This is a genomic window from Gaetbulibacter aestuarii (genome assembly GCF_039537665.1).
Classification (GTDB): Bacteria; Bacteroidota; Bacteroidia; order Flavobacteriales; family Flavobacteriaceae; genus Gaetbulibacter_A; species Gaetbulibacter_A aestuarii.
On the sequence record NZ_BAABAY010000001.1, the window covers coordinates 1805756 to 1818144 of the forward strand.

At 37.8% G+C, this 12389-nt stretch carries 8 protein-coding genes; 5 read left to right on the forward strand and 3 right to left on the reverse strand.

All coding sequences use genetic code 11. The annotated features are described in order from the left end of the window. Positions 1 to 273 precede the first annotated feature (273 nt). Both ABD682_RS08205 and ABD682_RS08210 read right to left on the reverse strand, forming a co-directional pair. The gene (locus tag ABD682_RS08205; RefSeq protein ID WP_344740663.1) at positions 274 to 1863 is read right to left on the reverse strand and encodes a M56 family metallopeptidase; all 1590 of its coding nucleotides are present in this window, start codon (positions 1861 to 1863) and stop codon (positions 274 to 276) included. Positions 1864 to 1970: 107 nt separating this feature from the next. Further along, positions 1971 to 2333, reverse strand: a complete 363-nt coding sequence (locus ABD682_RS08210) for a BlaI/MecI/CopY family transcriptional regulator (protein WP_344740665.1) — start codon at positions 2331 to 2333, stop codon at positions 1971 to 1973. 276 nt (positions 2334 to 2609) lie between these two features. On the opposite strand from ABD682_RS08210, the gene ABD682_RS08215 reads away from it, so the two are divergent. Then, positions 2610 to 3566, forward strand: coding sequence for a calcium/sodium antiporter (locus tag ABD682_RS08215; RefSeq protein ID WP_344740666.1), 957 nt, complete (start codon positions 2610 to 2612; stop codon positions 3564 to 3566). Positions 3567 to 3633: 67 nt separating this feature from the next. Here ABD682_RS08215 and ABD682_RS08220 read toward each other — a convergent pair whose 3' ends face one another. Next, a complete protein-coding gene (locus ABD682_RS08220) occupies positions 3634 to 4656 on the reverse strand; it encodes a glutamine synthetase beta-grasp domain-containing protein (protein ID WP_344740668.1) in 1023 nt (340 codons plus the stop codon). Positions 4657 to 4925: 269 nt separating this feature from the next. Between ABD682_RS08220 and ABD682_RS08225 the strand changes: the two genes are divergently transcribed. From ABD682_RS08225 to ABD682_RS08240, 4 genes are all read left to right on the forward strand, one after another. Next, complete coding sequence (locus ABD682_RS08225) at positions 4926 to 7112, forward strand: glutamine synthetase III family protein (protein WP_344740670.1); 2187 nt, start codon at positions 4926 to 4928, stop codon at positions 7110 to 7112. Between the two features lie 189 nt (positions 7113 to 7301). After that, positions 7302 to 8480: an AIR synthase related protein gene (locus ABD682_RS08230; protein ID WP_344740671.1), complete on the forward strand. Its 1179-nt coding sequence runs from the start codon at positions 7302 to 7304 to the stop codon at positions 8478 to 8480. A gap of 71 nt (positions 8481 to 8551) precedes the next feature. Beyond that, the gene (locus tag ABD682_RS08235) at positions 8552 to 9511 is read left to right on the forward strand and encodes a DUF3078 domain-containing protein (RefSeq protein ID WP_344740673.1); all 960 of its coding nucleotides are present in this window, start codon (positions 8552 to 8554) and stop codon (positions 9509 to 9511) included. 194 nt (positions 9512 to 9705) lie between these two features. Beyond that, positions 9706 to 12261, forward strand: a complete 2556-nt coding sequence (locus ABD682_RS08240) for an adenosylcobalamin-dependent ribonucleoside-diphosphate reductase (protein WP_344740674.1) — start codon at positions 9706 to 9708, stop codon at positions 12259 to 12261. Positions 12262 to 12389: the final 128 nt, after the last annotated feature.

Sequence of the window (12389 nt, forward strand, 5' to 3'; positions counted from 1 at the left end):
AAAACTTATGAAATTACCTCGTGATATGTAAGTAAAAAAATGATAAATATTTAAAATCGATATAGAATCTCTACAAATAAGTTAATATGTGTAATAGTAATTGTAAATAATATTTAAAAATTGTAATAATTATAGAAGCTTTTTTGGTGTCTTTTTTAAATCGTAGACACAAAAAGGTTGAAATAGTGCTAATTTTAAATATTTCATCTTTTGGACAAAAAAAAAGACACCCAAAACGGGTGTCTTTAAAATCTTTAAAATTGAGGATTAATTTTATTTCTTGGTCGTGATTTCCACAACGCCGTCCTCAGCTTTTTTACCGTATTTTTTAATTGCAGAATCGCCTTTTAAAACATTGATCTTTTCGATATCCTCCGGCATTAAAAGTTGAATCTCACTATTGTCGACAACTTTTCCATCTAAAACAAACAATGGCTCTTTGCCTGACGCCGTTGTAACTGATACCTTTTCCGTATCATCTTTATCTACATCTCTAACCACGATGCTTTTCGGACTTTCGTCCTCTACAATTAGGATGGTTTCAGCTTCAGTATCATTGTCATTTTTGTTTTTATTCTTGTTCTTCTGCTTGTTATAACCAACTACAGAGATCGCCTTCTTCTCGTCTTCGTTATTTTTAACTTTTCGAATTACAATTTTTTGTTCATCATTGTTAGAGGAACTTATGGTGTAAGCCCCTTCCTTAGTAGATTTCAACTTACTAACCTTATATTTCATAGCCGCATTTCCAATAGATAGGCCTTTACCATTTTTGTCAAATGAGATCTTAATAACAGCAATGGGTGTATCCGAATTATAATTGTAGTTAGCATTCGAATCTTCAGATTTTGCGTCGATTTTTATGGCAACAATTTCACCTTCATTGTTTCTTTGTAAACCTTTAATTTTTAAAGTAACTCCATGCTCTTTTGCATTGGCAACAAAGCCATCCAGTTCAGCATCTGAAGTGTTTTTAGTGATCACATAATTTACGTGCTCCTGTAATTTCTTAGGTTCAGATATTTTCTGTGTTTCTTCCGACTTTTTAAAAAGTGGTGGAACTGCTTTTGTTTCTGGCAATTTTTGGTCACTACTTTGTGGTTTCTGCGGCGCTTCACTGGTTAAATAAACAGTTTTCGTATTAAAACTCATTAGAAATAATGCGAGTACCGGAATTACCAAGGCATACTTGATTTGGTTGATCTTTTTTGATTTTGATTGTTGTAACATAATGATTCGTTTTTTGATTAATGAATTATAAAAAGGATTACTTAAAGCAAATTGGTACTTTGGAAAACTTGTTTTAAGTAATGTGTATTGATAACTTTTTTTACACTGCGATTTCTGAATTGCTGTTTGGTCTGCTATAAATTCCAGGTTCTGTTTAAGGGCTTTATTATAAAACCATATAAATGGATTAAACCAAAGAACAATGCAGCTTATTTGTCCAATTAGGATGTCTACAGAATGATTTTGAAACGCGTGCACTTTTTCATGCATAATGATCTGCTCTAGTTCCGGTTCATTGAATTGCTGGGGGTTATAAACGATCCAGTTGAAAAAAGAGAATGGAGCAATATTTTTAGTCGTTTCAACAATTTTATATTGGCCCAGATTTCTTTTTTTATGGGTAAAAATGAGATGTCCTAGAGAGGAAAGCTGAACTGAAAAGCGCATAAAGAAGATGAGTGTACCAATACCATAAATAAGAAAAATTGTATCTAAAATAGAGTGGGACTTAGGTTCAGTCGTTAAAGGTACCGCCACATTTTGATCTGCCACGGTGCTTAATTCCACAGCCGGAAGCGTCACATAATTTGGGATCACAATAAAAGGAATCACAAAGGCCGTGATAATTCCCATTAATAAAAACCAGCGATTTTTTTCAAAAAATGTTTCCCGCTGCAATAGTCCCTTGTAGCACAAATAAAAAATTCCTGTAACTACGCTAACTTTTAATAACTACATCATCATTTATTGTTTTTTTCAATCAGATTAATGATCTCCTTTAGTTCGTCAACACTTATTTTTTCTTCCTCAGCAAAGAACGACACCACATTCTTATACGAATTATCAAAAAAATTGTGAATGGCTGCTTTCATAAATTTCTTTTTATAATCCTCCAAACTCACAATGGGATAGTACTGATGGGTTTTTCCGTAGGCATTATGCGCGACATAGCCCTTGTCTTCCAAATTTCTAACAATGGTCGATAAAGTATTGTAATGCGGTTTCTCTTCTTTTATTTCAGCCAAAACATCCTTCACAAAAGCCTTTTCAAGCCTCCAAATGATGTGCATAATTTCTTCCTCCTTATTGGTTAATTTTTCCATAAACTCATACTATTTAAAAAGGTTAAGGCGTTTCGCCTTGCGGCATCGGCCTATCCGCAACAATCTTTTTATGCCGAAACATAAAAAGGATATATGATACTATTTTTGCCTGCAGGCCTAACGCGAGTTCAAATGTAAAACTATTTTTGTAGTTATACAACTATAAAAATAGTTATTTAACTAAAATTATAGTTTTTAATAAAAGTTTAATAAACTACACTGTAAAATTTTTCAGGATTCACTATTTAACATTTATCTTCGCAAAAAAGATTTTTTATGGACATCGTTTGGGTGGTTTTAGGATTCATACTTCTCGTTATTGGTGGCGAATATTTAGTAAGATCCTCAGTAGCCTTATCCTTTAAATTTAATATCTCTCGAATGGTCATTGGGATGACCGTGGTGTCCTTCGCTACGTCAACCCCAGAACTTTTGGTAAGTCTTCAGGCGGCTATTTCCGGTTCTCCGGATATCGCCATAAATAATGTTGTAGGGTCTAATATTGCCAACATCGGACTTGTTCTTGGTCTTACCGCATTGGTAGGTTCCATTACTGTCGATAGGTCTTTTTACAAGATCAATTGGCCGGGCATGATGCTGTTCTCCATAGTAACTTATTACTTTTTGATAAACGATCGATTACTATCGCAAATTGAAGGCCTTATTTTATTCATTGGATTATTTGCGTTTTTATTCATTTTAATTAAGCAAACCAAAAAGACCGAAATTGCCGAAGAAGTGGATGAAGCACTTTCCATAGTTTCTAATTTCCGTATTGCTATTTGGTTGATCATTGGTGCCACGACACTGTATTTTGGCAGCGAATGGCTAGTGGATGGCGCCAAAGGTATAGCCTTATCTATGGGCGTAAGTGAAGCCGCCATAGGCGTTTCATTAATTGCCATAGGAACCAGTGTTCCGGAACTGGCAGCTTCAATTATTGCTGCAGCAAAACAGGAAAAAGCCATTTCATTAGGGAATTTAATCGGCTCTAACATTTTTAATATAGGATCTGTACTTGGTCTTACGGCCATTATCAAACCTATCCCGGTTTCTGCTCCGGAAATCTTATCGAACGATATTTTCTGGATGCTTGGCTTTTCAGCGGTTTTAGTGCCTTTAATTTTGATTCCAAAGCGCTTGGAAATTGGCAGAATTAAAGGATTCTTTTTAGTTTTTGGCTATTGTATCTTCATGTATTTATTATTTACCTCAGATAGTGTAAAACTTTAAACAACACATAAAAAAAAAGTGCTTCCCAAGGAAAGCACTTTTTGAACAAAACGTCTTACTGAAATTATTAAACTTTCGCGGATTTAACAGTTTTAATAATTCTTGCAGCAATTTTATAAGGATCACCATTTGATGCCGGTCTTCTATCTTCTAACCATCCTTTGTAACCTCTTTCTACGGTTGCAATTGGAATTCTAATAGAAGCACCACGGTCTGATACACCCCAGGAGAAATCAGTAATCGCAGCAGTTTCGTGCTTACCGGTTAAACGTTGGTCGTTAAACTCACCATAAACAGCGATGTGTTCAGCAACAACAGGTCGGAAAGCTTCACATACTTTAGCGTAAACTTCTTTATCGCCACAGGTTCTTAATAACGAGTTAGAGAAGTTAGCATGCATACCTGAACCATTCCAGTCCATATCTTTTCCAAGTGGTTTTGGGTGATATTCAATATAGTATCCGTATTTTTCAGTTAATCTTTGTAGTAAGTAACGTGCAACCCAAATTTCGTCTCCGGCTTTTTTGGCACCTTTTGCGAATAACTGGAATTCCCATTGTCCGCAAGCTACTTCTTGATTGATACCTTCAAAGTTCAATCCGGCAGCAATACACATATCAGCATGTTCTTCCACTAAATTTCTACCGTGTGTGTTTTTACCACCAACAGAGCAGTAATACATTCCTTGTGGAGCCGGATAACCACCTATAGGGAATCCTAAAGGTAATTGTGTTTTGGTATCCATTATGAAATACTCTTGCTCAAAACCAAACCAGAAATCATCATCTTCGTCATCAATTGTTGCGCGACCATTAGAAACGTGTGGTGTTCCGTCCGGATTCATTACCTCTGTCATCACTAAATAACCATTCTTTCTTTCAGGATCAGGATAAATAGCGACTGGTACTAAAATACAGTCAGAAGAACCACCCTCAGCTTGTTTTGTGGATGAACCATCAAAAGACCAGTTATCGATTTCTTCTAAAGTGCCTTTAAAATTTTCGTGTTCTTCAACCTTAGTTTTACTCCTTAAATTTTGAGTTGGAAAGTAACCATCTAACCAAAGGTATTCTAATTTAATTTTTGCCATAATGTCTATTTTATAAATAAGATATTTTTGATATGCAACAAATATAAATCATTCTACACAGACTATAAATTTTAAGGGGGTATTTTAATAAATACTTAGTCAATTTTTATTTAAACCCTATTTTTTTGGGGGATACATTAAAAAAAGCCTATTTATTTAAATGATTTTTGAAAAATTATTAAAAAAGTTTTTTCAAATTATCCTCATTTAAACCAAACATCTCGTTATTTTTGTAGTCAAAGTTTTTTAAAAATTCAAACCACAAACCTATGGCTACTTTAAGATTTCACGCAGTTAAAAAATCCATGGCCCACAAACCTATATCATACACGCCAAAAGGCCGTCGCTCCGACATTTTTGGTCAAAATGTTTTTAATGAAAATACCATGCGGCAATACCTCACTAAGGATGCCTTTGAAAATGTGATCAACGCTATTAAAGACGGTAAAAAAATAGACCGCTCTGTAGCAGATCAGGTAGCCTCCTCCATGAAAGATTGGGCGCTTACTAAAGGCGTAACGCATTACACGCATTGGTTTCAACCGCTTACCGGCGCCACTGCTGAAAAACATGATGCTTTTTTTGAAACTTTAGGTGAAGGCTTATCCATTGAAAAGTTCGACGGGAACCAACTTGTCCAACAAGAACCAGACGCTTCCAGTTTCCCTAGTGGGGGAATTCGCAACACTTTTGAAGCCCGTGGTTACACGGCCTGGGATCCCAGTTCTCCGGCCTTTATATATGGTACAACGCTATGTATACCAACTATTTTTGTCGCTTATACCGGCGAGGCTTTAGATTATAAAACACCACTATTACGCGCCTTGAATGCTGTGGATAAAGCGGCAACAGAGGTCTGCAAATATTTCGATAAGAATATAAAAAAGGTAACCTCGTCTTTGGGCTGGGAGCAGGAGTATTTTTTAATAGATAAATCATTGGCAGCGAGCCGCCCGGATATTACCCTTACGGGTCGAACGTTGCTAGGTCATGCCCCGGCAAAAGGGCAACAACTCGATGATCATTATTTCGGTTCCATCCCAAATCGAGCGCTTAATTTTATGCGTGACCTGGAAGATGAATGTATGTTGCTCGGAATTCCTGTAAAAACACGCCATAACGAGGTAGCGCCTAACCAGTTCGAACTGGCGCCTATTTTTGAGGAGGCAAATTTGGCTGTAGATCATAATTCTTTACTCATGGATATTATGGGACGCGTAGCTTCGAAACATCATTTTAAAGTTTTACTTCACGAAAAACCATTTGCAGGAATCAATGGTTCTGGAAAACATAATAACTGGTCCTTGTCTACCGATACCGGAGTGAATCTGCTCAAGCCTGGAAAAACACCTATGAGCAATCTTCAGTTCCTGACCTTTTTTGTGAACACCATCAAAGCGGTACACGACCATGAAGAGCTGTTGCGAGCTGCCATTGCATCAGCCAGTAACGATCATCGTTTAGGTGCAAACGAGGCACCACCGGCAATTCTTTCCGTATTTATAGGAACGCAACTTACTAAAGTTTTGGATGAACTTGAAGGCGTAACCAAAGGTAAATTATCACCGGAAGAAAAAACCGAACTAAAACTCAATGTCATCGGTAAAATCCCGGATGTGCTTCTAGATAATACAGATAGAAACCGGACCTCTCCATTCGCTTTCACCGGTAATAAATTTGAATTCCGGGCGGTTGGTTCTATGGCAAATTGTGGTAACCCCATGACGGTTCTCAATACCATTGTAGCTAAGCAACTCAAGGATTTTAAAATTGAGGTAGATAAACTTATCGATAAAAAAGACCTCAAAAAGGATGAGGCTATTTTTAACGTTATTCGTGAGTATATCAAAGCCTCCAAAAATATTTTATTCGAAGGTAACGGTTATAGTGAAGCCTGGGAAAAAGAAGCGAAAAAACGTGGCTTAAGTAATAACAAAACCACGCCTGAGGCACTTAAAGCCAAGATCTCTGAAAAGGCTCTGAAGCTTTTTCAGGATTTAGACGTAATGAGTGAGATCGAAACCAAAGCGCGTTACGAGATCGAGATCGAGGCATACAGCATGCACATCCAGATCGAAGGTCGGGTTCTCGGTGATATTGCACGAAACCATATTGTTCCAACCGCAGTGAAGTACCAGAATGTCCTTATTGAGAATGTTCAGGGTCTTAAAGCGATTTTCGAAGGCGAATTCAAAAATATAGCCAAAGAACAGATCGGACTTATTCAGGCCATTTCCGAACATATTGAAGGCATCAATACCAATGTTACTAAAATGATCACTGCTCGAAAAAAGGCGAATGCCATCGAAAACCCGGAAGAAAAAGCATTAGCCTATTGCCACAAAGTAAAACCACTTTTTGACGATATACGATATCATTGCGACAAACTGGAATTACTTGTAGATGATGAGGTTTGGCCACTCACTAAGTATAGAGAACTTTTATTTACCAGATAGATTTGGGCGTTTCGGTTGCGCTTTATGGCGCAACCGTCGGGCTTTCCGCGCTACACGGTAGCTTGCTCCAATCCCTGCCTGCCGGCAGGCAGGCCTAACGCGGGCTTAGCAAATTCAAAAGGTATTTATCCATTTTTAGGATATACATTTTTAAAATATTACATTACTTTTGCATCACAATCCAAGCCAATGAGCCAAGAAGTTTCCAAAAGATATGCCCAACGCGGTGTCTCAGCATCAAAAGAAGACGTTCATAATGCCATTAAAAATATTGACAAAGGTTTATTTCCAAAAGCCTTTTGTAAGATCGTTCCGGATTATTTAACACAAGACCAAAACTATTGTCTGGTGATGCATGCGGATGGTGCCGGAACAAAATCGTCTCTAGCCTATATGTATTGGAAAGAAACCGGTGATCTTTCAGTTTGGAAAGGTATTGCTCAGGATGCCCTAATCATGAATATCGACGATCTTTTGTGTGTAGGAGCAACTGATAATATCATGCTCTCTTCAACCATTGGAAGAAATAAGAATCTTATTCCAGGAGAGGTGATCTCAGCGATTATTAATGGTACCGAAGAACTCATAAACGAACTAAAATCTTTTGGAGTAACCATCTATTCTACCGGTGGAGAAACTGCCGATGTAGGCGATCTGGTGCGTACCATTATTGTAGACTCTACAGTAACGGCCCGAATGAAACGTTCCAATGTCATCGATAATGCCAATATTCAAACCGGCGATGTTATCGTAGGTCTCGAGAGTTTTGGACAAGCTACTTACGAAAAAGAATACAACGGCGGTATGGGAAGTAATGGTTTAACTTCGGCGCGCCATGATGTGTTTCATAATTACCTGGCTAAAAAATATCCTGAAAGTTTCGATGCTTCAGTGCCTTCAGATCTGGTTTATTCCGGTAAGGTAAAGTTAACTGACCCCGTTAATGAAGTGCCGCTCGATGCCGGAAAATTAGTGCTCTCCCCAACGCGTACTTACGCGCCTATCATTAAAAAGATTCTTTCAAAATATAATAGTGATACAATTCACGGTATGGTGCATTGTTCAGGTGGAGCGCAAACCAAAATTCTTCATTTTATTGATGAAGGCCATGTGATCAAGGATAATCTATTTCCTGTGCCACCGCTATTCAAACTTATCCAGGAGCAAAGTAAAACCGATTGGAAAGAAATGTATCAGGTATTTAATTGCGGCCACCGCATGGAGATATATGTAAGCTCTGAAATTGCAAATGATATTATAGAAATTTCCAAAAGCTTCAATGTTAATGCTCAGATTATTGGTCGGGTAGAGGCATCAAAATCGAAGCGCCTTACAATAAAATCACCCTACGGAGAGTTTAGCTATTAAGTTTTCTGTTTTGAAAAATTTGGAACTATTTTTGATAAGAGAGAGATTTTAAAAGCCAAACAACACACCAAATGAAGTACATTTTTTTTAGTATAATTTTTATAATTACTCTAAATCTTCAGGCCCAGCCAGACTCTTTATTTCTAAAACTTCCACCCAAAAAATACGATGGTCCTGTTTGGACCAGAAAAAATAATTTTTCCATTAATTTAAATCAGGTATCCTTTGTTAACTGGAATTCCGGTGGATCCAACTCCATTTCGGGTTTGTTGGGAACTAAAATGATTGCCAATTACAAAGACCGATATTTTACCTGGCGAAATGATGCTGAATTTCGTTATGGTGTGAATAAACAAGAGGCCCGGGAACTTCGTAAAACAGATGATTTATTTGAATTAAATTCTAATCTGGGATTTCAACCGGATAGTATTTCGAATTGGTTCTACTCCATGAAATTTAATTTCAGGACCCAGATTTCTGATGGTTTTAAATACCCTAATACAGAGCAACCTATTTCCCGCTTCATGGCGCCGGCCTATTTGTTTTTTGGTGGTGGTATGGAATATGGTAAAAATATTGAGCGTTTGTCGTTTTACTTTTCACCTATCACATTAAAGGCAACCTTTGTATTAGATGAGGATCTCGCGAATGATGGTGCCTTTGGTGTAGATCCTGCAATTTATGATATTGATGGAAATCTCATCAGGAAAGGTAAGCAGGTCAGGCGTGAATTTGGTATTTTGGTAACCAATAGTTATGAGATGGAAGTTCTTCAAAACGTTGATCTCATTCATCGTATTAGCTTGTACACCGACTATCTCAATAGGTTTGGAAATATTGATATCGATTGGAGCGTTGACTTCAATTTCAAGGTTAATAGTTTTATAAGCGCCACTTTAGGATCGCATTTACGGTATGACGATGATGTAAAAACACAGGTGGCCACAGATGTGGAAGGCGTTTTTGAAGAAGCCGGGCCCAAAGTGCAATGGAAACAGTATTTGGGCTTGGGATTCGCTGTTGACTTTTAAAAATCTTCGAAAGAAATACTTCAATAAATTTGTTAACTTTTTTCTGTTGATAAATAGCTAATGAGCTTATTTCCAATATTTTGATAAAAATGAATTGAGATTACATGACAAATGTCATAGTTCAGTTTTACACGTTCCTTAATTTTATTTCCATTATTCAACAACCTAATTAATCCTAAAATTCCAGTTGTCCGATGGATCTAAATCTCACCAAATTACCCACAAAAACGTATACACAAGAAGAGGCTTTTGAAGCTTCTCTCGCTTATTTTGACCAAGATGATCTGGCCGCACGTGTTTGGCTTAACAAGTATGCCTTGAAAGATTCTCAAGGGAATCTTTATGAAAAAACACCTGACGATATGCACCGCCGTATCGCCAAGGAAATAGCCAGAATCGAATTGCAATATCCCAATCCGCTTTCTGAGGAAAAAGTTTTCAGTTTGATAAAAAAATTTAAGTACATCGTTCCTCAAGGAAGTCCGATGGCGGGCATTGGTAATCCGTTTCAAATAGCATCATTGTCTAATTGTTTTGTTATTGGTAATGAAGGACGCTCTGATTCTTATGGTGGCATCATGAAAATTGACGAAGAACAAGTTCAACTCATGAAACGCCGTGGTGGTGTTGGGCATGATATGTCGCATATTCGTCCGAAAGGCTCTCCGGTAAAGAATTCAGCTTTAACTTCTACAGGTTTAGTGCCTTTCATGGAACGCTATTCAAATTCAACGCGCGAGGTTGCACAGGATGGCCGCCGCGGCGCATTAATGTTATCGGTTTCAATAAATCATCCGGATTCCGAGGATTTTATCGATGCGAAATTAGAGCAAGGCAAAGTTACCGGGGCGAATGTTTCAGTAAGGATCGACGATACTTTTATGAAAGCAGTAAAAGCTGAATCCTCTTATGTTCAAAAATATCCAATTCATAGTGCGCAACCCAAAGTTTCAAAGTCGGTTGATGCCAAAGCCTTGTGGCATAAAATTGTACACAACGCATGGAAATCTGCAGAACCGGGCATTTTATTCTGGGATACCATTATTAGGGAATCTGTACCGGATTGTTATGCAGATTTGGGTTACAATACGGTTTCTACCAATCCTTGTGGTGAGATTCCGTTATGCCCTTACGATTCCTGCAGGTTGTTGGCCATTAATCTTTTTTCATATGTAGAAGAACCTTTTACCAAGAAGGCGCGTTTCAACTTTGAATTATTTAAAGAACATGTGGCTTACGCACAACGAATCATGGATGATATCATTGATTTGGAATTAGAAAAAATCGATGCTATTCTAAATAAAATTAATGCAGATCCGGAATCTGATGAGATCAAATCTACAGAGCGTAATTTATGGCTGAATATTAAAAAGAAAGCACAACAAGGACGCCGCACCGGTGTTGGTATTACAGCCGAAGGCGATATGCTGGCAGCACTTGGTATTCGATATGGAAGCGAAAAAGGCAATGCTTTTTCATTACAAGTTCACAAAACCATAGCGCTTGAAGCTTACAGAGCATCAGTTCATTTAGCTAAGGATCGCGGGGCTTTTCCTATTTACGATGCGAATCGGGAAAAAGATAATCCATTTATAAATCGTTTGAAGGAAGCTGATAGTCAGTTGTATTACGAAATGCTGGAATATGGCCGACGTAATATCGCGCTTTTAACCATTGCGCCTACGGGAACTACCAGTTTAATGACCCAAACAACTTCGGGAATTGAACCTGTGTTCATGCCGGTTTACAAACGCCGTCGTAAAGTAAATCCTAATGACAAAAATGTTCGTGTGGATTTTGTTGATGAAGTTGGTGATTCCTGGGAAGAATATCTTGTGTTTCACCATCGATTCAAACAATGGATGGCTGTTAATGGTATTGATACCTCGAAAAACCTGTCGCAGGAAGAGATCGATGGGCTTATTAAAAAATCACCCTATTATAAAGGCACCTCAAATGATGTTGATTGGTTGAGTAAAGTGCGTATGCAGGGCGCTATTCAAAAATGGGTAGATCATTCTATTAGTGTTACCATAAATTTACCAAACGACGTTCCTGAGGAATTGGTAGGTGAACTTTACATGAAAGCCTGGGAAGTAGGGTGTAAAGGTGTTACCGTTTATCGTGACGGTTCACGTTCGGGTGTGCTTATTTCCACAGGGGAGAAAAAGGAGGAAACTCCCGAAACCAATCTGAGTGTATTCCCTGTAAAACGGCCTCAAACTTTGGGGGCTGATGTTATTCGATTTCAAAATAATAAAGAAAAATGGATCGCTTTCATTGGTTTGATCGATAATAGGCCTTATGAGATCTTCACCGGTTTGGCTGATGATGAGGATGGGATTTTGCTACCCCGTTGGGTGAATGAAGGACTGATCATTAAAAACAGAGATGAACACGGCGTATCGCGATACGATTTTCAATTTAAGAACAAAAGAGGGTATAAGACGACCATCGAAGGGTTATCTCATAAATTCAATCCTGAATTTTGGAACTATGCTAAACTGATTTCAGGAACCCTTCGCCATGGTATGCCCATTGATAAAACGGTTGATCTGATTAACAGTTTACAGTTGGATAGCGAATCCATAAATACCTGGAAAAATGGTGTGGTTCGGGCCTTAAAACGCTATGTTGCAAACGGAACCAAAGCGAAAGGTCAACATTGTGGTCATTGTGGTTCGGAAAATTTAATATACCAGGAAGGTTGTTTGACCTGTCAGGATTGTGGCTCCTCAAAATGTGGTTAAAAAAGATTTGCTTGCTTCAAAAAGTCTTGTAACTTGGTTTTGAAGTGCTTTTTTCATGTGAAAGAAATGCTTTTTTAGCAGCTTAAATAGCATGGCAAATTCATTATTTATCGTATTTTTGAACCACA